Here is a 26,421-nt window from a genome sequence, read left to right on the forward strand (position 1 = left end):
CAAGATGAAATTATATAGAATAAGCTGTATCGCAGCATGTAGTGCATTATTAGCGTTGAATGTAGCCTGTGATGCTGACGATAATGATACTCCAATGATGGATGATGATATGGTGGGTATGGAAGATGATGGAATGATGGAGGTAGATTTTTCTGGCACATACGCACAAGTAGATTATATGGGGCGTCCTGGCATTAATACGGTTTTAAGTGGCAGCGGCGAACTAAAAGACATGCATAACGCTGCAATCCCTTCAGAAATGCAAGCAACGTTTCAACCGAGCTTTGAAGCGCAGCTAGAAGCATATCATGATGCATATGCAGTTGCCTTGGGTTTAACAGCAGAAGATGTGGATTACGAGCCTAATATTTTAGGTGATATTTTAAATGGACCAGAGAATGATGGATATACAGAAAATCCCGTTAGTGCTACCGTATTGACAAGTGTTCTGGCGGACGACGTTTTAGAAGTAGCACCCAATTTGCCAACAACGTATTTTAACCCAGGAGCTGGTGCACCTGCGTACGAAGGCGCAATTGGTTTAACAGGTAGAACCTTAACAGATGATGTTATTGATGTTTCTTTAATCCTTTTATTTGGTGGTGGTAATGGCGCTAGATTCAACGGTCAAGATGGTTTGCCTTTATTGGTGAGTGATGGCGTGGGTATTACTGCAAATGTTACAACAGAATTTCCTTATCTGGGCAATCCAGAATAGTACTTTGAAAAAGAGAAGAGGAAGCTGCAGAACGGCTTCCTCTTATAAAACTTTACAATTCATCCTAAAACACTAAAAAAATGAAAATACTACTTTCCTTTAGCTTGTTGCTGGTTCTATTCTCTTGCCAAGAGACTACCACATTTGCAACCCAACAAGAAGATTACAATACATATTTGGTACAAAAAGCTCCTAAAACCCATACCAAATATTTTAATACTTGGAATAATAAAATAACCCAAGACAGTTTGCAATTAATGAGTTTAGGCATTGTTGCTGGGGAGTACAATAATTATTTTTCTAAAACCGCAGATGTTGTATACTTAAAAAAAGCAGAACTAGCTTTAGAAAAGGCCTTAGCTGTTACTAACATAGATAAGGCATCTTATGCAAGAGCCTTGGCGCGTAACTACATTTCTCAACATCGTTTTAAAGAAGCATTACAAATGGCGCATTTAGCAGACCGTGTTGGTGGTGGTAAAGAAGAAACCCAAGCCTTATTGTTTGATGTTTATATGGAATTGGGGGAGTACGATTTAGCACAAACCTATTTAGATTCTCTTACCAATATGAGCAGTTTTGGATACTTAATTAGAGCTGCAAAGTGGAATGATTATAAGGGTAATTTGGATACTACCATTACCCTTATGGAAAAAGCTTTAGCCAAGGCAGAATCTAGTAAGAATGCTAACTTACTTTTATGGTCTTATACCAATATAGCAGATTATTATGGGCATGCTGGGCGTATAGAAGATTCTTATCAAAATTATCTTAAAGCATTGCGTTTAGACCCAAACAACGCATACGCCAAAAAAGGTATTGCTTGGATTGTCTTTAGTCATGAAAAAAATGGAGCAGAAGCGTTACGTATTCTAGACGCTATTACTACCAATTACAAGTCTCCAGACTATTTTCTTTTAAAAGCAGAAATCCATGAGTATATGGGGAACATGGATAAAAAAGCGGTAAATCTAGATTATTATTATAACATGGTTAAAAATCCCAATTATGGAGCCATGTACAATGCTTACAATATAGATTTTATGCTAGACCACTTGCAAGAGTATAAAAAGGCATTGGCATTGGCCCAAGAAGAAGTGACAAATAGACCTACTCCAGAGACTTATAATCTTTTGGCAAAAACCTATCTAAAGTTGGGTAAAGAAGAAAAAGCACTGCAGATAACACAAGAGAAAATAGTAGGTAAAACACATGAACCTAGTATTTTACTTACTACAGCTAAAGTATATAAAGCAAATGGAAAATCTACTCAGGTAGAACCGATTAAAAAAGAATTGAAAGAAGCTTCTTATGAACTAGGTCCTGTGATAGCTAAGGAAATTCAGAGTTTATAGTAGTTTTTTTAGGTTGATTGTTTGGTTAGAAGCGCTCAAGTGTGGTACTTGAGCGCTTTTCTTTTTTTATAATGATATAAAATTATCTAGGTCTAAAGTCCAATCATAATTGGAATATTCCACATCAACATCTGCATCTGCCAGAATTAGTTGGTGTTGCTTTAAAATTTCCTTTGTACCAGATTTACCACCAAAATCACCTCTAAACCAAGAAAACAAAGAAGTTACTTTCGCTGTACCATCACTATAGGTGGTTGATTTTTCTAAAAAACGTGCGGTTCCTTTTTTAAATTGTTCTTCTACTTTTTGAGGGGTGTAAATAGCCACTGGAGGGCAATCTTTGGCCCCGCAGTTTAGTGCAAAATGTATACGGTAATCGCGTTTATTTACACGCAATTTGCGCTCAAATTTACCTGGAAACCATTTGCGTACATATCCTAAACCTATTCCCCATTGCGATTTTCTTAAAATACCATGTTCAATAGTTTCAAAAGCTACCGTATGGCCTGCTATAGTAATTTGTTCTTTAGAAAAGAACGCACCCCGGTCATCATAATATTCTGGATGTTCTTTTAAAATTAGTTGTATGTAGGCGTTGTAAATATTTACCCAAAAAGCATACTTCTGAGCATCTGTAACCAAGCTCCTTTGCAAGTCTTCAAAAGAAGCTGCTGCCAGTTTATCTGTGATTTCAGTAGTGGGCGTTTCGTTTTTAATATGTTCTAGCAACTGTTCTGATAATACATTGAATTCTGTAGAAACAAAGTTTTTTTCTTGTAATGGTGCTTTTTTTACCTTACAACAACTAAAAAATAAAAGGCTTAAAACCGCTAATAATCTTATCTTCATCAAAATATGTTTTATCTATTTACGTAAACATGCTATTTTGAGTTTGTCGCTTAAAAAAGCAGATGCTTTCTTAAAACCTACTTAAAAGTATTTCCGTAGGTATTAAAAATTTCTAAATGATTAGTGTTATAATTCCTGCTCATAATGAAGCAGCTAATTTAGCTAACTTACTTCCTCACATCAAGGGCTTAAAACAGTATGAAAGTACGGAAATCATAGTGGTTTTGTCTAAAGATACCCAAGATAAATCTATCCAAGTATGTAGTAGGTATGGCGTGCATTGGTATCAATCTTCGGTTACTGGTAGAGCAGCACAATTAAATCTAGGAGCTTTGCACGCAAAAGGCAAGTATTTGGCTTTTTTACACGCAGATGTATGGCCACCCAGTAGTTTTTTTACGGATATCAAAGAGACGCTAGAAGGTACCTCGGAAGCAGGTTTTTTCTCCTATCAATTTAATAAAAACAGTTTTCTATTAAACATCAATAGTAAGTTCACCAAAAAAGATGGCATTTTTACCGGTGGTGGAGACCAATGCCTGTTTATAAGAGCTTCTGTTTTTAAAAAGTTACATGGGTTTGATGAGAACCAGGTAATTATGGAGGACTTTGAATTCTTTAGAAGAATGAAGCAGCAAAAAATACGCTACACTATTATTCCTAATAACCTTATGGTGTCTGCCAGAAAGTACGAAACGAATTCGTACCTAAAGGTCAATTTATCTAATCTTCTTCTCGTTGTTCTATTTAAAATAGGATACCCTGCGGTAAAGTTGAAACGGTTACATTCTAAATTAATTAGTACGCCTTATGCTGCTAGAAAATAGCTTTTAGCTACGCACAGCGCCTAAAGTATAAAGTTGTTCTAAAGTAGGGCTCTCACTACCGCCAGCAGGTTCTAATGTTATACCAAATGCTTGACTTTCATTAGTGTTATCTAACTCAAATAATTTGGTGTCGTTAGATGCAAAATCATCTAACAGCCCTAAACTTGTTGGCGTTAATGGATTTAGTTTTAAAGACCATACTTGGTAGGTAAAGCCTTCTGGGGGTTCAGGTAGGCCTTGGGCATCTATAACTACTTTTTGCTCTTTTGTATTCCAATACACCTTAGCAAAAGACTCTGGGGCAACAGCTTGTCCGCCTAAGGCAACAACGGCCACGTTTTGGTCTCTTAATTGCTCTAATATGCTGTTAACCTTAGTAGTTGTTTCTTTTTCTACTTCTACCGCGGTTTTTAATTCCTCTTTTTCCGTAGTAGTCACCTCTAAGGTTTCTTTTAATATATTATTTTGTTGGTACAAGTAAAATAAGCCTATAGCCAATGCCACAGAGGCAGCCCAACCCGCATAGCTAAAGAAATTTTGGTTTGTACGTTTCTCTGCTACAGGGGTTATCGGGATTACGTTCTGAGTTTTATTTCGTATAGTAGAAAGTGAATCCTCAGCTAAACCAGGAGACGCAGCTTTACTTAAGGCTAAAATACTAGCTTCTATAGCCAATATTTCTGCTTTAATCTCTGGATACTCTTGCGCGTACCGGTCTATCTGCAAATTTTCTTCTGCAGTGAGTAGCCCAGCAACATATAGTTCCAAAATACCAGACGCTATGTATTCTTGCGTATCCATTATAAATTTAAGTTTTCTCTCAGTTTAGAGATACAACTTCTATTTCTTGTTTTTACCGTCCCAACAGGTATGTTAAGTTCTTCTGCTACTTCTTTTTGGGTATACCCCTTAAAGTATAACAATTCAATTACTTGTAAACACTTTTCTTTTAAGTCTTTTACTAATTTTTTTAGCCCGATAGTATTTGTTCTTTCGTCCATATCTTCTGCACCCTCAACTATACCTACGAAATAATCTAACTGTAGGTTTTTTTTGTCATTTTTGTGCGATTTGGAACGTACTTCATCTATAGCAGTATTCCTGGCTATATTTAATATCCAAGTAAAGAAACGGCCTTTACTTTTATCATAACTATCAGCATTATGCCAAATTTTTATAAAAACATCTTGGCAAAGCTCTTGTGCTCTTTCTGGATTGCGTACAATAGTATTGATAACGCCACAGATATTCTCTGCGTACATTTGATGCAGAGTTTCAAACGCAGTTGCATCTTGCTGTTTAAATTTTAGAATAAGGTTATCTAAGTCTATTGCCATTGCGCTAAAGATAGGTATTGCAACATATTTTTAAGCATAAAACATATTTTAATTGTAAAAGGGAAACATGCACGTTCGCTATAACTTGACTATCAGTAAGCTTAAAAAAAGAAAAGCCATCCTAAGATGACTTTTTGTTTTTAGTATTTAAAAAATGATTTTACTCTTTCAAGGTAACCGTACGTTCAACGGTGTTGAAAGGTCCAGGAATTCCGTTGCCTTCTTGATCTATTAGTTCTAGTTTAATAGTTACTTCTCCTTTGTTTAGACCCTTGATTACATGGGGTGCCCATTCGGTTATCATAAATTCCTGTCCATTAATTGTTGCTTTAACTTTATTACCATCTGCTGATAATGTGGTATTGAGAACAAAAAAGTCTAATAATAAATTTTCTGTATCCTTACCAGAATACTCCCCTTTGGGTCTGCTGTAAATTAGGGTAGGAGCATCTATTTGTATACCTTTAGAATCCTCTGGATTCTCTCCAATTTCTAACTTCTGTACAACTACGGAGTTTTCATTTTTAACAGATTCGTGATAAGACCTGCTTAAGAAAGCAACTAAGTGGTGTACGCCTGCTGGCATTTCTTTAGTAAAAGTAGATTCATAATGCGCAGAGTACGGCTCATTATTTAGTATAAAATGAATATGCTGTCCTTTACCAGAGTTTGCAAGTAAGTTTGCGTTTGGACTGTCTGTTTGTGCTCCAAGTTCGTAATTAGATACAGTAAAGTTAAAATCTACCGGGCCTGCCTCTGCAATCTTACCATCAGAAGGATTCTCCAAGCGCAGTACAGCATCGCTATAAGCAGGAGAATCTTCTAATTTGGATAATGTTATATTTTCTTCTGGAGCTTCGATTTTAACTTCCTCAGCCTCTTTTTTTGCATCATTATAGCCGTCTTCAACTCCTTTCTTAAAGTCTTTACAGCTAAAACTTAAAGCTAATATTGCTCCTAATGGTATTGCGATTAATTTTTTCATCGTCTTTGTCTTTGGTGTTTTCTTAGATTAGCTTAAAAGTAAAAAAATATGCAGCGCTAACCAATTTAATAGTGTAGCAATTTTAACGCTATTCTTATAATAACGAGCTGTTATGATTATTGACTAATCTAAGAACTCCGTAATCACTTGTGTTTGGCTATGCAAGGTTTTGTGTACTGGGCATTTGTCTGCAATTTCTAACATGCGAGCAATTTGTTTTTGGTCTAAATTTCCTGTAAACTTTATAAAACGATGAAACGTATCAATCTTGGCCGTTGGTTCTTCGCAATGTTCACAGTCTACAGCATGTTGTTTGTTGTAAGTGGTGTGGACTTCTATGTTTTCTAAAGGCCAATTTTTACGCTTGGCATACATTTGCACAGTCATTGCTGTACAGGCAGATAAACCAGCAGAAACCAACTCATAAGGAGATGGGCCAAAATTTTGGCCGCCAAAAGAAACTGGCTCATCTGCCACCATAAGGTGGTCACCAACCTTCATTTGTGTGGTAAAACTTGCATCACTATCTAGACTTGCTATTACCTCTTGCTTGCTTTTTAAAGGTGTCTCTGCTTTTATAGTCACGTAGCGTGTGGCCCAATTGGCAATAACATTCCCTACATAGGTTGCGTCTTCTTTATCTGATAATAAATGGTCTGCACCATCTAAGGATATAAAGCTTTTAGGATGATGCGCTGCGGTATAAATTTCTTCTGCATTCTGAATTCCAACAATAGTGTCTTGTGGTGAATGTAGCACCAGTAATGCTTTACGCAGGTCCTGTATATTTTCTTTGGCTGCATTCTGCTCTAAATCTTTTACAAACTGCCGCGTAATCGTAAAATCTCTTCCACTTAAATTTACTACAGCTTTACCATTCCGTTTAATTTCTTCCAAGTTAGATTTAAAAAGATGTTTAACATGTTCTGGATGGCTAGGCGCACCAATGGTGGCTACTGCTGTTACAAAATCCAACTTTGCTGCAGCTTGTAAAACGGCTGCGCCTCCTAAAGAATGCCCAACCAAAAGACTAGGTGCTTTGTAGGTAGCATCTAAAAAATTTGCCGCAGCAATTACATCTTCTACATTACCAGAAAAATTGGTATCCGCAAATTCCCCTTCACTTTCTCCTAATCCAGTAAAATCAAAACGGAGAACACCAAAACCATTCGCGGTAAGGCCTCTGGCAATATTTTTAACTGCTAATAAATTTTTAGTGCAGGTAAAGCAATGCGCAAAGAGGACAAAATTGTGCGGATGCTGGTTTATAGGTAGTTCCAATAGGCCTTTTAATTGTTGACCTTGCTGGTTGGTAAATTTTACTCTGTTTGTCTGCATAGTTTATGGTCTTTTACAGGGCCAAAGTAAAATGGTGGAATAAGCCCTATAGATTAACTTTTAGGTTTCTTTTTAAAGAGACTAGATAGGTCGGGATTATAGAAGATTCCTATCTGTAGTCTATCATAAACTGCATTGGTAAATTGGTTTCTAAGGTAGCCAATTTGCACGCTGCTGTTTTCCGTTACATGTACACCTAAAGCACCGTAAAGGCGGTTTTGTCCAAATAAATCGTCTTGTAGGTTTATAAATAATTCATCATAAAAATTTAAGAAAAAGGTATTGGTCAAGGGGAGGGTAACTTGCAGGCGATAACGTGCTCGGTGTTGCGTGTCCGTAGTGTTATTGGCAAACTCTAAAAAACGTTGTTCTAGACGATACCGGTGTTCAAATAGAAATTCCCACACTTTATTTTTTAAAATGAACTGTTCAAAAATTCGGTGTTCCTTACTATTGGTCTCTCCAGGTAAATCTATAAAACTGGCATCGGTCTCAATATATCCATACCCTAAAGTTGCTATAGCATCCTTATTGATATGGTAATTGGCGCCTGTTCTCAATAAAAGTTGATTAAAATTATCGGTAGTTTCATACAATCGAAATTGCGCTTCGGTATGTAAACTCCACTTTTCAGATAGCTTATTAGTACCAAAATACATGTACCATGCGCCAAACTCTTCCTCCCCAGAAAAGGGCGTAGCAATCTGGGCGTTGCCTTTACTAATAAATAGGAATACAAATAGGGAAAGTAGCAGTAGTTTCTTCATTATAAAGTTTGAATAGTTGTTGCCCACAAGATATAATCTCTTGTTAAAATGCAAAGGCTATTTAACAATACTTAAGCACTCTTTTCAATTTGATGGATGGCAAAAATCAAGCAAGTCCCAAAGTTAATTCAATTTAAAATAAAGGTAAAGCTTGGCGCTAATGTTAAAAATTAACGTAGCAGGATTAGGCTTCAATTTTAGTTTCGCCACTTTAAAAACAGAACCAAAATGAAAACTTTTACCAAACTTATTTTAGTAGTATGTAGTCTGCTTTTGGGTGCCAATTGGGTTACCGCACAGTCTACCAATGCCTCTATTAGAGGAACTATTTTAGATGACGGCAATGCACCTATGATGGGTGTCAATATTCTAGTACAGAATGCCGCAACAGGATTTAGAACCGGAACCATTACAGATATGGACGGTAATTTTGTATTACAACAGCTGCCTTTAGGTGGCCCTTATCGCTTTGAGGCTTCTTATACTGGATTTAAAACGGCGGTAAAAGAGGGGATAGAATTAAACCAAAGTGATGTTGTTGTACTAAAGATTAATTTACAAGAAAGTGTAAATGCGTTAGAAGAGGTAGTATTGACTGGAGAGGGTATCTCTCAACGTATTCAACAAATAGGAGCAGCCACCAAAATTGGTAAAGTACAGATTGCCAATCTCCCAACGGAAGGTAGAAACTTTACAAGGCTTACTAGTTTAAGCCCGTTGCAAGGCGGTGGGTCTCTAAATTTAGGAGGGCAGCGTAGAACTTCTACTAACATTACTATAGATGGGGCAAATGCTAGAAACACCTTAACGGCCGGTGAGGTTGGTCGTGGACCCTACACCTTGTCTCAAGAAGCAGTTAGGGAGTTTGAAGTATCTACCAATGACTACAGTGTTACACAGGGTAGACAAAGTGGAGGAGCCCTAAACGTCGTAACCAAATCTGGTACCAACACTTTTAGTGGTAGTGCTTTCTTTTACCACAGAGCAGATGCTTTACAAAGTAAATATAACATTAGAGGCGAAGACAGAGAAGCAGATTTTTACACCTCTCAATACGGAATTAGTTTGGGCGGACCTATTGTAAAAGACAAATTACATTTTTTTGCTACATATGAGCGTCAAGATGCAGGAGAGCCAATAAGTATTGCAGATATACAGAGTGATGCAGATGCAAATCGTTTAGGGATTTCTCAAGACAATTTAGACCGCTTTTTAAACATTGCTAGGACTAAATACGGTGTGAGTGATGCACAGCAAGTAGGGCAATTTGATAGAGAAACAGAAGCCAATAACTTATTCATTCGCTTGGATTGGCAAATAAATGATAAGCATAGATTAACAGTACGTAATCTGTATAATAAGTGGGAAAGCCCATTTAATACTAGTGATAATTCGGATTTTGAAATAGCGGAATCTTGGTCAGATTTTGAGTCTAAAGAGAATAGCTTTTTGGTGTCTTTACGTTCTAATTTCTCTCCTGCTGTAACTAATGAATTCAAAGTACAATATCAGCATGCAGAACGCGCTTTTGTTCCAAGCAGTCAATTGCCGTCTAGCAATATTCCTAGGGCCATTGTAGAGGTTACTTCGGTACTACCTAATGGCAGTACAAGGTCTAGAGACATTCAATTGGGAGGGCAACGTTTTACGCCAGAAACCAATATGGAAAATCAGCTGCATATTGCAAATGTTACGTATTTAAATACAGGTAAAGTAAACTATACTTTTGGTACAGATAACACCATAACTTACTTGGAAACCTTACTTTCTAACGAGCAAAATGGTCGTTTTTTCTTTGATAGTTTGGATGATTTTGACAATATGAACGCAAGTAGGTATGCCAGAGAGGTACCATTACAGGGTTTACCGTTGGTAGAGCAAACTGTGTTGGATTTATCGCTTTTTGCTGAGGCCGATTTTAATCTTACCAAGGACATAAACCTAAAAGCAGGTTTGCGTTGGGATGCTACTATATTTAATGATGCGGCAGAATTTAATCCTGTGGTTTTTGAAGATTTAGGCATTAGAACGGATGAAACCATAGAAGACTTTGATAACATTCAACCTAGAATTCAACTTACTTGGAATTTAAAAGGAGAGAATACAGATATATTTAAATTAGGGGGAGGGGTATTTACATCTCAACCCCATTATTATGCACAAGTAAATAACATACAAAATAGTGGTACTTTGCTTGGAGCCATAGATGTTACTGGTGCGGCTGTGCCAACCCCAGATTTTGTTGGGTACAGACAAGACCCATCTACTGTTCCTGGTATACCAGCAGGGGAAACACCGTTTTCTACCATCAATGCGGTAAGTCCAGATTTTGAAGTGCCAACCACCTTTAAAGGAAACTTTAGCTATACCCACTTTTTTGATAACGGGCTGTATTTTGGGTTGAATGCCTTATTGAGTCACACTAAAAACAATTACACTTACCAAGAAGCCAACTTAGTAACCAATCCCTATTTTGTAACACCACAAGGTAGAGAGGTTTTTGTGCCTGCCAATACAATTACAGAGGGCGGACAGATTGATTGGACCAATTCTAGAATTTCGGATAGAGTAGGTAGAGCACTATACATGACATCTGACGGAATATTAGACCAAATGGCCTTGGTAGTAGAAGCAGGAGCAGAGATAGGCAAAGATGGTTACATCAATGGCAGCATCACGTTTAACCAAACTAAAGACAATTCTTCTTACAACTGTTGCGTAGCCAATACCTCTACTTTTTTACCTGTAGAAGGTGACCCAAGAGATTTAAATTATGGTTTTTCTGATAACCATTTTGGAACAAAAATGGTACTAAACGGAGCAACTCCTACTTGGAAAGGCTTTAAATTAGGAGTTACAGCCATAGGTTCTGGCGGATCTAGATATTCGTTAATGGTGGATGATAATACCAGTGCTAATGGCGATTTTAACCTTAGGAATGATATTGCTTACATCTTTGATCCTAATGACCCCAATACACCAGAAGCGATAAGAGATGCATATAACCAAGTGTTGGCAGACCCAGATACACCAGAAAATTTCAAGGAATATTTGCGAGAGAATTTTGGGCGTTTTGCAGAGCGTAATGGAGGGGTAAACCCTTTTGCGGCAACTGTAGATATACGTTTGACCAAATCGTTTTCCTTTTTAAATACTCAAAAATTAGAGTTGTCTGCAGATATATTTAACGTTGCCAATCTACTTAATAAGGAATGGGGAGTAAATCACAATTTTGGTAGAACTAGGGAGTTTATGCGTATTAATGGTTTTAATCCAGCCACCAATGCTTACGATTACGGTGTGCAAACAGGAGCAGGGGTAGAGCCAATTGGTGGTACGCCTTGGCGATTACAATTGGGAGCACGTTATTCATTTTAATGTTTAGGAAGATGAAAAGGATTTTAACCTTAGTGATTAGCTGTTGTGCAGCCGCTATATTTGCGCAAACAGACCAACATGTAGTATTAGTTTCCGTTGACGGATTTAGACCAGATTTTTATTTGGAAGCCAAATGGCCATCTCCCAATTTAAAGCAAATGGCAAAAGAAGGTGTGCAGGCTTTAGGGGTAAGAGGAGTCTTTCCCTCTGTAACCTATCCATCTCATACTACCTTAATAACGGGAGCAACACCATTGCATCATGGCGTGTATTACAATGCTCAGTTTGAACCGGAAGGGCAAACCGGAAGATGGTATTGGGAGAGCAATTTAATACAGACCAAAACGCTTTGGAAAGCAGTACAAGAAAAAGGAGGCACAACCGCCTCTTTTTTCTGGCCTGTTAGTGTAGGTGGTGCTATAGATTATAACGTGCCAGAAGTTTGGACGGTAGACCGTAAGGGCCCTTTTTTGGGGGCGAATCGTGCCAATGAAAACCCCAAAGGTTTTCTTGCAGAATTAGAAGAGAAGGCAACAGGTAAGTTAACCTCAGCCAATTTTAATGGCGATTATCTAAATAGAGAAGACAAAACTGGGGATATGGCTGCCTATACGCTAGAGACCTATAAACCCAATTTTATGACGGTTCATTTGATTGCTACAGACCACTTTCAGCATGCAGAAGGAAAGGAAGGTCCAATGGTGTATAAATCTATTGCGGCCGTAGATAGGGCCATTGGTAAAATAATGGAAGCAGCTGAGCGCGCTAAGATTTTAGATAAGACCACTTTTATAATTACTGGTGACCATGGTTTTGTAGATATTCATAGTGCCTTGAGCCCAAACATTTGGCTTAAGGAGATGGGACTACTAGCGGATAGCAAAGAACGCGGCAATTGGAAAGCCGTTTTCCATACCAGTGGAGCCTCAGCTTTTCTAATTTTAAAAGATGCTAAGGATAAAAAGACCTTAGAGCAGGTAAAGAATAAGCTAGATAGTTTACCAGCTAAATATAAAAAGTTGTTTAGAGTGATAGAAAAGGAAGAATTAAATACGGTAGGCGCTAGTAAAGAAGCTGCCTTGGCACTAGCCCCTGTAGAGGGTGTAGCCATGTCTGGTAGTACAGAAGGGAATGTATTAAAACCGCGTAAGGGCGGCACACACGGCTTTTTTCCAGATTTTAAAGCCATAGAAACTGGTTTTGTTGCTTGGGGAGCCCTTACCACAAATGAGAAAACTATAGAAAAAATGAACCTAGAAGATATAGCGCCTTTAATTGCGGAAATGCTGCAATTAGATTTTGAAGCTAAAGATGGCATTGCTTATCCTGGTATATTAAAATAAACGTGGTAGGTATATTAATATACTTTTCTTAAGGTGTTAGCAATTGTTTGACGGGTGGCCCCAATAAGGTCACCCAAATCTTTTTTAGTCAATAAATCAAATAATTGATACTCTTGACCAGAACAATCCAATACTTTTTCTTGAAAATATTCTTTTAAATATAGCACCTTGTCTAAGGCTCCTTTTTCATTGGCCATTTTGATCTTCTTTTCTGCATTACACCATCGGATGATGAGGTAGCCTATAAACCATTCATTCACCTTTTTGTCTTTGGCAATGAGCTCTTTAAAAAAAGCTAAATCATAAACCCGTATTCTAGAATCTACCATAGCTTTAGAAAACTCGTAGAATTGGTCGTTATTTAAGTATTCAAAATTGCCAAAAAAACAGTTGTGCCCTATAACATCATAAATATACTCTTGTCCAGACTCTGTGTAACTGCCGAGCTTTACGGCGCCTTCTACTATTTCATAGGCAAAATTCAGTTTTTTGCAAGCGGTATAAATATGGTTACCCTTGGGTACAATTAGCTCAGTAATTTTACCTTGAGTAGCTATATTTTGTTCCCTTAAATGGTCTGATAAATTAAACTGCAAAAAGTTAGCACTTTTGGCAGCGCGTAGGTTAATCATGCTTCAATTTTTGCCGAAAATACCTCCCTAATTTTAAGTCAGCGTTAGGCAAAGGTTACTTAAAATAGAAAACCCCAATAGGGTTGGGGAAATAGTATAAAAAAAGCCCCCATTTTGGGGGCTTTGTTAGGTTACTTTAAACTAAATGTTTTTACGTCTTTAAAGGGCGATAAATCCAAAGCTTTGATACTGCTTTGGTAGGGTTTCCATTTTTCGTTAAAGAAGGTATTGGTTTTTTCCAAGGCTGATGTTAACTCATCCTCTGCAAATTTTAGCAACTGGCGCTCCGTGCTAGTAATTCCTGTTTGTCTGCTTTGGATATAGCCAGAGGCTGTACCAATTCTGTTCATAACAGTAATTTCTGGATTACGGGTAATACCTTGGCGCTTATCTTCTTTACCAATATATAAAGCTATAACACTATCAATTTCTTTTACAATTTCTGTAGAGGCTTTTATTTGTTCCTTGAACTTTTCTTTATCTAAGTCTTGCATGTCTTTTTTAAAGCTGTTGGCCAAATCTTTACTTTCTACCAATTGCTTTACGGCATCTGCAGCGGTTTGTGTAAAATCCTGTAACTGCTTGGCCGTATTGTAAACTTCATTCACAGAAGCCATATCTACATCCAATCTTGGGTCTGTTTCTACTTTAATCGTGGTTTCGTCCGTGGTTGTTCCATGACTTACCTGTACGCGATAGGTACCTGGCTTAACGGAAACTCCACCACGTTCTCTTTTGCTTTTGCTAATTTTTCTGGAAGGGCGGTCTGGACCTTTCTCGTCCATGTTCCAATATAACCTATGAAAGCCCGCCTTTTCTGGGGTCTTAATTTTTAGCGTACGGATTAATCGGTCACCATCAAAAATATCGAACTGTACAGAATCTTTTTTCTGAACACCCGTCATTTCTTTTTGGGTAGTTGCTGCCTCCTCAGCATCATCCTTTTCTTCTTTTTTTACTGATTTATCCGCTTTTTTGCTGCCTTCCTTTAAGAAATAGGTTAGCATAGCCCCATATTCTCTGTTCTCTGCATTGTACAATGCATCTGCGCCAAATCTGCTACCTGTGGGTTGTTGGTATGCTGCCAAATAGGCGGTTGGACTCTCAAAAAGGGCTACTTCTTTATTTAGAATGCTCATGTCTTTGGCAATAGCTCGTAAAGGTCTAATATCGTCTAAAACCCAAGCGGCTCTACCAAAAGTTCCTATGACCAAATCTTGCTCTCTTGGGTGTATAGCTAAATCCTTTGTGGATACCGTAGGGAAAGATTTACCCCATTTTTGCCATTTTTCACCTGCATTAAAAGACACATACAAACCATCATCCGTACCTAAGAAGACTAAATTTGGATTTTCTGGGTCTTCTATTATAGAAAGCGTATAGCTTTCTACATCGTTACCATCTACAATACGGGTCCATGTTTTACCATAATCCTTAGTTCTATAGGCATAGGGAGTGTAGTTGAAACGTCTATAATCGTTAGCGATTAATAAAGCTTCGCCCTTGTTCTTTTGTGAGGCCTTAATTTGTGGAATCCAACTTCCTTTAGGTAAACCCTTTAGGTTGGCCGTTACTTCTGTCCAAGTTTGTCCGCCGTTTTGCGTGATGTGCACCCGACCATCATCCGTGCCCACCCAAAGCATATCTTTTTCTACCGGTGAAGGTTCTATTACCAATACCGTACAGTGATTTTCTGCACCTGTGGCATCCATGGTTAGACCACCACTTTCACTTTGTTTTTGCTTTTCGGGGTCGTTTGTGGTTAAATCTGGAGAAATTACCCGCCAGGTCAACCCTTTGTCGGTAGACTTATGCACAAACTGACTTCCAAAATAAACCGTGCTATTATCAAATGGGTCCTGACCAATACCGGCATTCCAGTTAAAACGAAGTTTAGTGTCCGCATCTGGTGGTGTTGGTCGCACAATATAATTGTTACCCGTTTTCCAATCGTAACGGCTTACAAATCCTTGTTGGCTCATTGCATAACCATATTGGCTGTTGTCTTTGTCTGGTACCACATCAAACCCATCACCAAACGCAATTTCTTGCCAGTAACTGTTACGTATACCTTGGGCTTTCCAAACGTAAGCAGGTCCTCTCCAAGAACCATTATCTTGCATTCCGCCGTACACGTTATACGGATACTCGTTATCTACGCTGATGTGATAAAACTGTGCTACAGGTAGGTTGCCAATAAAACGCCAGGTTTTACCACCATCTTTAGAAATATTTAAACCACCGTCATTACCATCTATCATAAATTGGCCATTCTCTGGGTGAATGTAAAATGCATGATGGTCTGGGTGTACCCCATTGGCAACACCGTAAGCGGGCATTAAAGAAGTAAAGCTTTTACCACCGTCTTCAGAAACATTTACGTAAGTAAATACAGAGATTAACCGATTTTCGTTTTCTGGGTCTACACGAATATCCGAGTAATAAAAAGGACGGTTGCCAATTTCTTCTTTATCATTGACTTTTTTCCATTTAAAACCGCCATCGATAGACTTGTACAAGGCATTTTTCTTAGCCTCTACCAAGGCATAAACAATGTTTGGTTTGTTCTTTGCTATAGCCAAACCAATACGGCCCAATTCGCCCTTTGGCAAACCATCTTCATCGCTAAGTTTTTTCCAATTTTCTCCACCATCATGGGTCATATACAGGCCACTGCCTTCACCACCAGATTTAAAAAACCAAGGGTCACGCTTATGCTCCCACATAGCCACCAAAATCTTGTTAGGATTACTTGGGTCCATTACCATATCTGCAACCCCAGATTTAGGATTGGTGTATAAAATTTTCTTCCAAGTTTTACCACCATCCGTGGTTTTGTATACCCCTCTTTCTTCATGTATACCCCAAGGAGAACCAATAGCGCCAACATACACGGTATTTGGGTCTGTAGGGTCTATCAAAATACGATGTATGTGCCTTGTTTTCTCAAGACCCATGCTCATCCAACTTTTACCACCATCTAAAGATTTATAGACTCCATAACCACCATTTAAACTGTTTCTAGGGTTACCTTCTCCGGTACCTACCCAAATTACGGATGGGTTGCTTTGTTGTATGGCAACCGCACCAATAGAGGCGGTAAGCTCATGGTCAAAAATAGGTTCCCACTTAATGCCGCCAGAAGTAGATTTCCATAAACCTCCAGATGCGGTACCAACATACATTACATCTGGTTGGTCTGTAACTACATCAATAGTGGTAACACGGCCACTCATTCCAGCGGGGCCAATATTTCTAGGTTTAATGTCTTGGAGTAGCTCCATGGAAAATTCCTGCCCAAAACTTAGACAGCTTACTGCAAAGCACAGTAAAAGAAGAATCGGTTTTTTCATTTTTTAAGGTTTGTCGAATTAGCTATTTTGAGTTAAACGGATGCTAATTTAATCGGCTCCTATTTGGGCCTAGGATATTAGCAATAGTAGTAATAGAACTAGGCGGCATACCTGGGCAAGACAACTTGTCTTTTATCATTTAGCATTGGATTAATTAGTCGCCTAAAGATACCAAAAACAGGCATCGTATATCTTAAAAGCTTGTTAACGCAAATTGAAGCGATAGCGTTCCCTTTTATTTCGATAACGAACCTCAATCTTAAACAAATAATAAATATTTGAATATTGACCTACATCAATGGAAAGCAAGTTTTAAGCTTTTAATTTTGTAGTCTAAATAATTGATAATTAAAAAGAAAAAGAAATATGAAAAATGTATTGTTTGTTTTAACTAGTCATGATGAACTAGGAAATACGGGAGAAAAAACGGGATTTTGGGTAGAAGAGTTTGCTGCTCCTTATTACTTATTAAAAGATAAAGGAGTAAACGTAACCTTAGCCTCACCAAAAGGTGGGCAACCACCAATAGACCCAAAAAGCAATGAACCAGATTTTCAAACTCCTGCTACTAAGCGTTATTTTGAGGATAAAGAAACCATGGATGCCATGGCGAATACACAAAAACTGAACACGGTAAATGCTGCTGATTATGATGCTGTATTTTATCCAGGAGGGCATGGACCGTTATGGGATTTAGCAGAAGACCAAGACAGTGTGCAATTGATAGAAAATTTCTACAATAGTAATAAACCTGTTGCTGCTGTATGCCATGCACCAGCTGTATTTAAAAATGTAAAAGACCAAAACGGAGAACCTTTGGTAAAAGGAAAACAGGTTACTGGATTTACCAATACAGAGGAAGCAGCAGTACAACTTACAGAAGTAGTGCCGTTTTTGGTGGAAGACATGTTGAAAGAAAACGGAGGGGTTTACTCCAAAAAAGAAGATTGGGCTGCTTATGCCCAAGAAGACGGACTTTTGATTACAGGTCAAAACCCAGCTTCATCAGAATTGGTTGCGGAAATGTTGTTAAGGAGATTGAATTAGGAATACCGCAACTGATAGTGAAAAGCGCAGGAATTCCTGCGCTTTTTTTGTGCTTTTCAATTATTATATCCATTTTTAGAAAAAATCAATATTCTCTTCCGTTTTGGATGACTCCCGCAATCACTGGTTATATCTTGCTTTACTCATTTTGTCTGGGGAAGCAATTTTTATATTACCTTTTGTAATTACCCGTATTTTTAGACCAACGGTGATGGCCGCTTTTGAGGTCAATAATGTAGAATTGGGAATATGCTTTTCAATTTATGGTATCGTAGCCATGGTTTCATATCTATTGGGCGGTCCTATTGCAGATAAATATCCTCCTAAAAAATTAATTGCTGTAGCCTTATGCCTTACAGCTTTGGCAGGGTTTGTTTATGCGCAATTTCCAGATTTATGGGTCTTACAATTGCTATATGGTTGGTGGGGTTTTACCACAATCTTTCTATTTTGGGCTCCCATGATAAAAGCCACCCGTGTTTGGGGTGGTGCAAATTCTCAAGGTAAAGCATTTAGTTTTTTAGATGGTGGAAGGGGATTGACCGGAGCACTTTTTGGTTTGCTAGGTGTACTAATTTTTACCTTAGTATTGCCAGAAACTGCGGGTAATGAAAGTGAAGAAGCTAAAAGAGTTGCTTTTGGTCGGGTAATTTATGTGTCTTCTGGTTTAATTCTATTGATTGGATTTTTAGTTTGGAAGTTTATGGAATTGCCAGACCAAAAAGAAACACAAGAAGTAGAGCGCATCTCTTGGCATCAGGTTAAAGAAGTATTACAACTACGGTCGGTTTGGTTGTTGATGCTTATTATTTGCTGTGGTTACGTAGGATACAAAATAACAGATGTAATCAGTCTTTATGCAGAAGAAGTAATGCAGATGGATATGGTACAATCCGCTCAAGTGGGTACTTTTTTGCAATTTCTTAGACCCGCAACAGGTATTGCTTTAGGCCTAATTGTGGACCGCTTTAAAATTACCCTAATTTTAGTCCTAGGATTTATAGTCTGTATGGTTGGGGGACTATTATTTGGTTTAGGTATAATTACTCCAACTACTAGTATTTTGTTTTTTATTTCTGTTTTTATCGTAGGTGTTGGTGTCTATGCGTGTAGAGCATTGTATTTTTCTATTCTAAGAATTGGTAGAATACCCTTAGCATTTACAGGTACTGCCGTTGGTTTAATTTCTTTAATAGGATATACACCAGACATATTTGCTGGTCCTGCGTACGGGTATTTGCTAGATACGTATCCTGGAGCTGTTGGTCATCAATTGGTTTTCTGGATGTTATTTGTTTTTTCTGCTTTAGGTACATTTTTTAGTATTCTGTATCATAGAAAATATAATAGGTAATCAAGGTAAAATCTTGCTTTTTTTAGTGCGATAAGCTTCTTGATTTTACGAAAACCCTTTCGCCCTATAAAACACCAATAAATTGGGATAAGGGATAGGGCACCACATGTACTATAATTACGAAAACTTTGCGTTGCCAGTGATTTAACTAGTACATTAGGGTATGAAAAAATTACTGCTAACGATAACTGCCATTATACTATTAACTGTAAGTTGTAGTAAAAAGCGGGAAGGGGACCCTAAAATCCTTGTATTTTCTAAAACCATGGGCTTTGCGCATAAATCCATTCCGGATGGTATTACTGCATTGCAAAAAATGGGGGCAAAAAATAATTTTAAGGTAGATACGACCACCCAAGCTACTTTGTTTACGGATGAAAATTTAAAACAATATTCGGCAATTGTATTTTTAAGCACCACTAACAATGTGCTAGACCACAAACAAGAAGCTGCCTTTGAACGCTACATACAAGCTGGTGGCGGATTTGTAGGGATACACGCAGCTACAGATACGGAGTACGATTGGGGTTGGTATACCAAACTTGTGGGTGGGCAATTTTTGAGTCACCCAAGAGGTACTCCAGAAGCAGACTTTATCGTAAAAGATACGCAACACCCCGCTACCAATTTTTTCACGGATAGTATCTGGAGAAGAAAAGATGAAATGTATAATTTTAAAAACTTGAATCCTGAGGTTAATGTGCTTTTAACGATTGACGAAAGCACATATGAAGGTGGTAAAAATGGAGACCATCACCCTATGGCTTGGTATCATGAGTTTGATGGTGGCCGAGCATTTTACACGGCAGGAGGGCATACTTCTGAAAGTTTTAAGGAGGAATTTTTCTTAAAACATCTATTAGGAGGTATTACTTATGCCATAGGAGATAACTTAGAATTGGATTATAGTAAGGTGACTACACAGATACCACCAGATACAGACCGTTTTTCCAAAGTTCCACTAGCGGTTGGGCGTTTTTATGAGCCTACGGAGATGACTATTTTACCTAATAATGATGTTTTAATAGCACAAAGGCGAGGAGAAATTTTGTGGTACAATGCAGAAACCAAGGCTGTAAAACAAGTTGCTTTGCTAGATGTGTACCACAAAGCATTAGAGGCACGCGGAGTAAATGCGGAAGAAGGATTAATGGGTTTGCAGAAAGACCCAAATTATGAGGAGAACCATTGGATTTATGTATTTTATTCTCCTACGGGAGACGAATGGGTAAATAGATTATCTCGTTTTAAGTTCATAGAGGGCGAATTTAAAATGGAAACAGAGCAGGTGATTTTAGATGTAGAAAGTCAACGTGAAATTTGTTGCCATACTGGAGGTTCTATTGCTTTTGGACCAGATAACCTTTTGTACTTATCTACAGGAGACAATTCTACACCATTCAATGAAAAAGGGGTTGAGTATACGAATAATGGTTTTGCTCCTTTAAACGATTTACCAGGGAAAGAACAATATGATGCCAGACGCTCTTCTGGTAATACCAATGATTTAAGAGGTAAAATATTACGTATTAAGGTAAACGAAGACGGTACCTATTCCATACCCAAAGGAAATTTATTTCCAGAAGGTACTGATAAAACAAGGCCAGAAATATATACCATGGGGCATAGAAATCCCTACCGTATTTCTGTAGACCCAAAAAAGGGCTACGTGTATTGGGGAGACGTAGGGCCAGATGCACCTAAGGATAATTTTAAAAATAGAGGCCCAAGAGGGTATGATGAGCTTAATCAAGCACGTGGACCTGGTAACTTTGGCTGGCCTTTATTTGTTGGTAATAATTATGCATATTTTGATTATGATTACGCAACAGGGGAGAGTGGACCTCAATTTGACCCCAAAAACCCAATAAATGATTCTAAAAACAATACAGGTCTAAGAGAATTGCCACCGGCGCAGCCTGCATATGTATATTATCCTTATGCAGAAACGACGCAATTTCCGCAAGTAGCGCAAGGTGGAAGAAATGCTATGGCAGGCCCAACGTTTTATTCTGACTTATATGAAAACGGTGGTGGATTACCTACTTACTATAATGGTAAAGTCATAGTTTATGATTGGATTAGAGGATGGATGAAAGCTGTGACGCTTTTTGAAGATGGCTCATTCAATAAAATGGAACCCTTTGCTCCAGAAGTAGAAATTAATAGTTTAATAGACATGGAGCTAGGTCCAGATGGGCGTTTGTATCTATTAGAATATGGTAAAGGCTGGTTTACTGCCAATCCCGATAGTGGCTTATCCTATATAGAATTTAATCCAGGAAATAGAGAGCCGGTCTTAGAAGAATTCACCATTAATACAGATGCAGGAGCGGTACCATTTACCTTAGAAGCTAATGCAAAGGCTTATGATAGGGAAGAAGATGCGCTTACATACCTATGGAAATTTGGCAATGGAACCGAAAAAGAAACTCCAGAAGCCAACATTTCTTATACCTACGAAAATGCTGGTGTTTACAAAATGCATTTGGTGGTAAAAGATGCACAAGGTAAAGAGGTTAGGAGTACAGATAAAACCATTGTAGTAGGGAACCAAAGACCAAAAGTCTCGATTGAACTAACAGATGGGACTACTGAGACGTACCAACCTGGAAAGCCAATAGCCTATAAAGTAACCGTAGATGACCCAGATGGCGAAGTAAAAACGGAAAACGTATATGTTAGTGTGGACTACCAACAAGGGATGGATAAAGTAGATATGAATTTTGGTCACCAGCAAGTTTCCGGAGAAGTAACAGGAAAAGCCTTAACACAATCCTTAGATTGTAAAAGCTGCCATAAAGAAAAAGAAAGTTCTATAGGACCATCCTATCAAGATATCTCTGCTAAGTATACCAAACAAAGAGGTAGTACCAATTATTTAATGACTAAGATAATTGGTGGCGGTTCTGGCGTCTGGGGAGAAGTGCAAATGCCAGCTCATCCAGATGTAAGTCAGTTAGAAGCCAGACAGATAGCAAGCTACATAGAATCGTTGACAGTAGACAAAACTAAAAAAGAAAGCTTACCTTTATCAGGGAAAGTTGTGCCAGAAGACAGAGCAAAAACGGGAGTTTTTATACTTTCTGCCAGCTATACAGACGATGGTAAAGAAAATACCTTGCCTTTAACAGCGACCAATGCTGTAGTATTGCGCAAGAAAGAGTAAACATTCACGAATACTTATCACCCATCAATGCAAAGAGGGTCGGGTAATTGCCCGACCTTCTTCTTTTATTTACTTCAAATTAATTTGGGTTTCTATGAGAATGTGATTTCAACTTCCCATTAAAAGAAATTTTAGATTGCATAACGGTTGTAGTTAAAGCAATATGTAAGTCAATTTACGGTGAGAATGAGTTATAAAATCACTCTAAAAAAAAAAAGGGTGTATGGCTATTACTTAATATTTTTAATTTTCTAATAATCTCTGAAGCCCATAAAATTCAAACCAATAGTAGTTAACGTCCGAATAGTGATTCTTATAATTAGGAGATTGTTAATCATATCTATTACAGCGAACACTTTACTTTTTAAATCTTCTTTAAATCCATAACCTTTTAGGCCACTGTAATTAAATGGAATATTTTTTCTGATTTTTTTCTGCCAATAAAAATGCTGATAAGGCAAATAATATAGCTATACCTCCAAAACAGAAACAGAATATGCTAAAAAGCGATAAGGCATAAATTAGCCAAGTATTAAGTGATTTTTGTTTTTACATAATTGGTTTTAGTTGGTTATTTAGGCGCTTTATTTTGTTTTAAACTCGATTGGTTACGTTAAATATAAACAATGGTAATTTATATAAGAAATCTACTAACGCTTTAGTTAAGAAATTAGTAATTTACTGTTTGAACTAAACTGAAAAAAATGAAGCCTAAAACCTTTTTATGTGTAATGCTGATGTGTATTGTATTTATAGGGTGCAAACGTAAAGAGAAGCAAGTTTCTACAGAATGGAATACTAAAGCTAAAGCAGAACAAAATAAAGTACACAATAAGTTATTAGCCATAGAAAAAGAGCAAGGCTGGGAGCTTTTGTTCGACGGTAAGAGTTTAAACGGTTGGCACTTGTATAACAATGCGGACTCTACAAAATTTGGGGCTTGGCAGGTAAAGGATGGTATGCTGTTTTGCGATGCAAAAAACCAGTCTAAAGTTTGGGGCGATTTAGTGACCGATAAAGCCTATGAAGACTATGAGTTTTCGTTTGATTGGAAAATAGCGGCTAGGGGAAATAGTGGCATTTTTATCAACGTTCAAGAACAGCCAGATATATTAAATACTTATCACTCAGGGCCAGAGTATCAAATGTTAGATACGGACCATATGGACTATGGAACAGAAACTAAGGCACCGGGTTGTTTGTACGGGTTTCAAAAACAAATAAACAAAGTACAAGTAAAAGAAACTTGGCAATGGAATACCTCTACCATAAAGCAGAAAGATGGTAAGGTTGAATTTTATTTAAATGGGATACTTACAGCCAAAGAAGATTTTACAACCAAGTCATGGTCCGCACAAGTGGCAGCCTCTAGGTTTAGTGAATTCCCAGAATTTGGAAAACACACTAAAGGTAAGATAGCATTGCAAAACTGGTATTTTGAGGTGTGGTTTAGGAATATGAAAATTAGAGCTTTATAGTTTTTTGATGAAGTAGCATACATAAAAAAGGTTGCCCGTTTAAGGGCAACCTTTTTACATTGCAACTATAAAAGGATAAAGAATATTATTTGCCTAAATCTTGTTCTAGATATGTTTTAAAAGATTGTACACGATTGCTCATTAAAGCGGCATAATCGTCACCCTTATATCTTTCAAAAGTTTTTTTAGAAATACCAGTAAACCAAGCAGTTTCAGTAAAAGTCACTGCTTCATTACCATTTAAACTACGTTTTATAAAAAAGTTGCCGTTAGATATTTTGTATCGTATGGTATAATATTCGTTCTCTACAATATCTACCAATTCAACCTCAATAATTTCACCAGTTTTAGAAATCATTTGGCATCTTTGATTGCTCTTTACATCTTCCGGACATTTTACCGCAACCACATTATTATCCCAAGAATTAAAAGTAGAAAAATCAGTTATAGCGTTCCATGCATTTTCAGAGCTTGTTTCTAGCACTACAGAAGCTTCAAAACTTTTCTCAGGATTATGTTGTGCCAAGGTTATTATTGGTAGAACAAACAGTACAATTTTAGCTAACATTTTCATAGTATCAGGTTTATCAATTTTTCTCCTGATAAAAATCTAATTTCCGCATTAAAAAAAATGTGTCAACTGACACAATTAGTTTTTAATGACTTTTAGATGGCTGCAATTTTTTTACGTATTCTGTGTAACGTTTCTCTAGAAGTCCCGAGATAAGAGGCAATAATACTTACCGGAACCTTCTGTACCATTTCTGGATTGGTATCAAGCAAATCTATGTAACGTTCTTCTACCGTTAACTTAGATTTTTTATTTGTCTCTAGTACTTTTAAAGAGAGAATTTGCTCAGTAATACTATGCATAAAGTTGGCAATGGTGGTATTCTGTTCTTTTAGAGCATTGTAATCCTTCCTCTTAATTTCGCAATAGAAAACTTTTGTTAGTGCAATACAGCTATCTTGCGTTTGTTTTTGGTTGATAAACTCGTTAAGCATGGTCCAGAAATAGTTTGGACTAATTACATTTAGTGTAACTCGGTCTCCATTTTCCGTATGTGTATAATAATGCAAAAAGCCTTCTGCTATAAAATAGACACTATCTACTCTATCATTCACTTGTAGTAAAGGCTGCCCTTTTTCTAAAGTTTTTGGCTCACAAAAACTTACCAAAAGTTCCAAATTTTCTTCTGATAACACTCCAAACTGCCCCAAATACTCTTTTAGTTTTTGCACGTGTTAAAATTAAACAATTTTGAAGTTTATTAATGCCTTTTGTGTTTTAGTTCTAACTCTTAGAAATCCAAGAGTTATTACAAAAGGGGAGGGGTTCCTAGGGATAAAGTAAACTCGGAGCAATTTTAGCAAGGTGAGCAACAAAGAGCTATGGAGTAGGTATTCTTAAGAGATAAAATAAGTCTGCCCTCCGATGAAAATTACATATTGGTTATTATATACGGTTAAGGATAAGAATAGCCGATTGTAATAACTAAAATCCAAAAATAGTAGGATTCTGGCCAAGATAAGTAGGTCTCCAATTTAATGCAGAAATTTGTTGGTTTTTACCTCAGTTCTTTGTTAGTTTTCAGTGCTTTTTTCTAGTCCACAAAAGTTTCTTTTAATACTGCTTTACATTTCTCAATTTCAGATTTTGTCAGATTTTCAAAAATTCGGATAATTCTGATTTTGTCAACTTTCCGAATCTGGTCGATAGCAATCATTCCTTCCTTTCCGTTGTGTTTTACAGAAACTCTAGTTGGATATTTTTTCAGATTCGTTGTCATTGGTGCAAGAACAATTGTGTTCAAATATTTATTCATTTCATTTGGCGAAATGATAACACAAGGTCTTGTTTTTTTTATTTCACTTCCAATTGTTGGGTCAAGATTTACAAGAACGATTGAATATTGTTTTAAATCCATTCCTCTAGGTTTTCATCATCGAACACATCGTTCATGAGTAATTTGTCGTCTCCGTTCTCGCTCATTTTTTTGAATTCCATTTCCCAATTTTTTCTTGGCAAAGCAATTGGCTTAAGAATTATTTGTCCTTTTTCAAGGATAAGTTCAACCTTGTCTTTAATATTATATTTTTCTAAAATGGTCTTGCTTAAACGAAGTCCTTTTGAATTTCCGATTTTTATTATTGATGTTTCCATAATTTTAAAATGTTATTACAAAGTAAATACATTTTAATGAAAAATCAAAATTCGAATCGTATTAATGCCAACGGTTTTATGTATGGCTCGTTGCGGGAAATCAGCTATGATTTTCCGCCGTAACCGAAAGATAGTAAGTTGCAATGAATTCCGATTAGGAATTCAGCCGCAATGAGCTATACACGTTGTGCCTGTTGCACAAGTTAACGAAAAAACCATATAGGGTAAAGACGATTTTAACGTTGGGGCGTTAACTTTAGGTATGCAGGGAAAAAAGGATTACCAGGAAAAACTGTTTGCGAGCTTCCAATTGAGCGAGCGTATACC

The 26,421-nt window shown here is 37.3% G+C and carries 21 protein-coding genes; 9 read left to right on the forward strand and 12 right to left on the reverse strand.

Annotated features, from left to right (window positions below):
* The first annotated feature begins 4 nt into the window (after positions 1 to 4).
* Both FBT53_RS10090 and FBT53_RS10095 read left to right on the forward strand, forming a co-directional pair.
* Positions 5 to 718, forward strand: a complete 714-nt coding sequence (locus FBT53_RS10090) for a DUF4331 family protein (protein WP_136951061.1) — start codon at positions 5 to 7, stop codon at positions 716 to 718.
* Between the two features lie 80 nt (positions 719 to 798).
* A complete protein-coding gene (locus FBT53_RS10095; RefSeq protein WP_136951062.1) occupies positions 799 to 2,073 on the forward strand; it encodes a hypothetical protein in 1,275 nt (424 codons plus the stop codon).
* A gap of 66 nt (positions 2,074 to 2,139) precedes the next feature.
* On the opposite strand, the gene FBT53_RS10100 is transcribed toward FBT53_RS10095, so the two are convergent.
* A complete protein-coding gene (locus FBT53_RS10100) occupies positions 2,140 to 2,922 on the reverse strand; it encodes a DUF547 domain-containing protein (protein ID WP_136951063.1) in 783 nt (260 codons plus the stop codon).
* 116 nt (positions 2,923 to 3,038) lie between these two features.
* Between FBT53_RS10100 and FBT53_RS10105 the strand changes: the two genes are divergently transcribed.
* Positions 3,039 to 3,749 carry a TIGR04283 family arsenosugar biosynthesis glycosyltransferase gene (locus FBT53_RS10105; RefSeq protein ID WP_136951064.1) on the forward strand — a complete coding sequence of 237 codons (711 nt, stop codon included), beginning with the start codon at positions 3,039 to 3,041 and terminating at the stop codon, positions 3,747 to 3,749.
* A 3-nt stretch (positions 3,750 to 3,752) separates the two neighbouring features.
* On the opposite strand, the gene FBT53_RS10110 is transcribed toward FBT53_RS10105, so the two are convergent.
* The 5 genes from FBT53_RS10110 to FBT53_RS10130 all read right to left on the reverse strand — a co-directional run bounded on the left by FBT53_RS10110 (position 3,753) and on the right by FBT53_RS10130 (position 8,176).
* Entirely contained in the window at positions 3,753 to 4,550 is a 798-nt protein-coding gene (locus FBT53_RS10110) for an anti-sigma factor domain-containing protein (RefSeq protein ID WP_136951065.1), read from the reverse strand.
* Positions 4,550 to 5,080 (reverse strand): RNA polymerase sigma factor, encoded by a 531-nt coding sequence (locus FBT53_RS10115; RefSeq protein ID WP_136951085.1) that lies wholly within the window; start codon positions 5,078 to 5,080, stop codon positions 4,550 to 4,552. Before FBT53_RS10115 ends, FBT53_RS10110 begins: the two co-directional genes overlap by 1 nt.
* 166 nt (positions 5,081 to 5,246) lie before the next feature.
* Positions 5,247 to 6,071, reverse strand: coding sequence for a hypothetical protein (locus FBT53_RS10120; protein WP_136951066.1), 825 nt, complete (start codon positions 6,069 to 6,071; stop codon positions 5,247 to 5,249).
* A 123-nt stretch (positions 6,072 to 6,194) separates the two neighbouring features.
* Complete coding sequence (locus FBT53_RS10125; protein WP_136951067.1) at positions 6,195 to 7,409, reverse strand: bifunctional alpha/beta hydrolase/OsmC family protein; 1,215 nt, start codon at positions 7,407 to 7,409, stop codon at positions 6,195 to 6,197.
* Positions 7,410 to 7,462: 53 nt separating this feature from the next.
* Positions 7,463 to 8,176 (reverse strand): DUF2490 domain-containing protein, encoded by a 714-nt coding sequence (locus FBT53_RS10130; protein WP_136951068.1) that lies wholly within the window; start codon positions 8,174 to 8,176, stop codon positions 7,463 to 7,465.
* 228 nt (positions 8,177 to 8,404) lie between these two features.
* On the opposite strand from FBT53_RS10130, the gene FBT53_RS10135 reads away from it, so the two are divergent.
* Both FBT53_RS10135 and FBT53_RS10140 read left to right on the forward strand, forming a co-directional pair.
* On the forward strand, positions 8,405 to 11,554 hold the full coding sequence (locus tag FBT53_RS10135; RefSeq protein ID WP_136951069.1) for a carboxypeptidase-like regulatory domain-containing protein: 3,150 nt from the start codon (positions 8,405 to 8,407) through the stop codon (positions 11,552 to 11,554).
* Positions 11,555 to 11,565: 11 nt separating this feature from the next.
* Complete coding sequence (locus FBT53_RS10140; protein ID WP_136951070.1) at positions 11,566 to 12,897, forward strand: alkaline phosphatase family protein; 1,332 nt, start codon at positions 11,566 to 11,568, stop codon at positions 12,895 to 12,897.
* Positions 12,898 to 12,911: 14 nt separating this feature from the next.
* On the opposite strand, the gene FBT53_RS10145 is transcribed toward FBT53_RS10140, so the two are convergent.
* Both FBT53_RS10145 and FBT53_RS10150 read right to left on the reverse strand, forming a co-directional pair.
* A complete protein-coding gene (locus tag FBT53_RS10145; RefSeq protein ID WP_136951071.1) occupies positions 12,912 to 13,529 on the reverse strand; it encodes a Crp/Fnr family transcriptional regulator in 618 nt (205 codons plus the stop codon).
* 131 nt (positions 13,530 to 13,660) lie between these two features.
* The gene (locus FBT53_RS10150) at positions 13,661 to 16,882 is read right to left on the reverse strand and encodes a hypothetical protein (RefSeq protein WP_136951072.1); all 3,222 of its coding nucleotides are present in this window, start codon (positions 16,880 to 16,882) and stop codon (positions 13,661 to 13,663) included.
* Between the two features lie 366 nt (positions 16,883 to 17,248).
* On the opposite strand from FBT53_RS10150, the gene FBT53_RS10155 reads away from it, so the two are divergent.
* From FBT53_RS10155 to FBT53_RS10170, 4 genes are all read left to right on the forward strand, one after another.
* Positions 17,249 to 17,929 carry a type 1 glutamine amidotransferase domain-containing protein gene (locus FBT53_RS10155; RefSeq protein ID WP_136951073.1) on the forward strand — a complete coding sequence of 227 codons (681 nt, stop codon included), beginning with the start codon at positions 17,249 to 17,251 and terminating at the stop codon, positions 17,927 to 17,929.
* A 103-nt stretch (positions 17,930 to 18,032) separates the two neighbouring features.
* Entirely contained in the window at positions 18,033 to 19,283 is a 1,251-nt protein-coding gene (locus FBT53_RS10160) for a nitrate/nitrite transporter (RefSeq protein WP_136951074.1), read from the forward strand.
* A gap of 163 nt (positions 19,284 to 19,446) precedes the next feature.
* A complete protein-coding gene (locus FBT53_RS10165; protein WP_136951075.1) occupies positions 19,447 to 22,452 on the forward strand; it encodes a ThuA domain-containing protein in 3,006 nt (1,001 codons plus the stop codon).
* A gap of 704 nt (positions 22,453 to 23,156) precedes the next feature.
* Positions 23,157 to 23,930: a DUF1080 domain-containing protein gene (locus FBT53_RS10170; RefSeq protein ID WP_136951076.1), complete on the forward strand. Its 774-nt coding sequence runs from the start codon at positions 23,157 to 23,159 to the stop codon at positions 23,928 to 23,930.
* A gap of 85 nt (positions 23,931 to 24,015) precedes the next feature.
* Here FBT53_RS10170 and FBT53_RS10175 read toward each other — a convergent pair whose 3' ends face one another.
* From FBT53_RS10175 to FBT53_RS10190, 4 genes are all read right to left on the reverse strand, one after another.
* On the reverse strand, positions 24,016 to 24,504 hold the full coding sequence (locus FBT53_RS10175; RefSeq protein WP_136951077.1) for a hypothetical protein: 489 nt from the start codon (positions 24,502 to 24,504) through the stop codon (positions 24,016 to 24,018).
* 92 nt (positions 24,505 to 24,596) lie between these two features.
* Complete coding sequence (locus tag FBT53_RS10180; RefSeq protein ID WP_136951078.1) at positions 24,597 to 25,172, reverse strand: Crp/Fnr family transcriptional regulator; 576 nt, start codon at positions 25,170 to 25,172, stop codon at positions 24,597 to 24,599.
* Between the two features lie 362 nt (positions 25,173 to 25,534).
* Positions 25,535 to 25,858 (reverse strand): type II toxin-antitoxin system PemK/MazF family toxin, encoded by a 324-nt coding sequence (locus FBT53_RS10185; protein ID WP_136951079.1) that lies wholly within the window; start codon positions 25,856 to 25,858, stop codon positions 25,535 to 25,537.
* Positions 25,849 to 26,094 (reverse strand): AbrB/MazE/SpoVT family DNA-binding domain-containing protein, encoded by a 246-nt coding sequence (locus tag FBT53_RS10190; protein ID WP_136951080.1) that lies wholly within the window; start codon positions 26,092 to 26,094, stop codon positions 25,849 to 25,851. The genes FBT53_RS10185 and FBT53_RS10190 overlap by 10 nt, the downstream gene beginning before the upstream one ends.
* Positions 26,095 to 26,421 lie beyond the last annotated feature (327 nt).

This window comes from Flavobacterium sp. ASW18X, assembly GCF_005144745.1.
GTDB lineage: Bacteria > Bacteroidota > Bacteroidia > Flavobacteriales > Flavobacteriaceae > Croceivirga.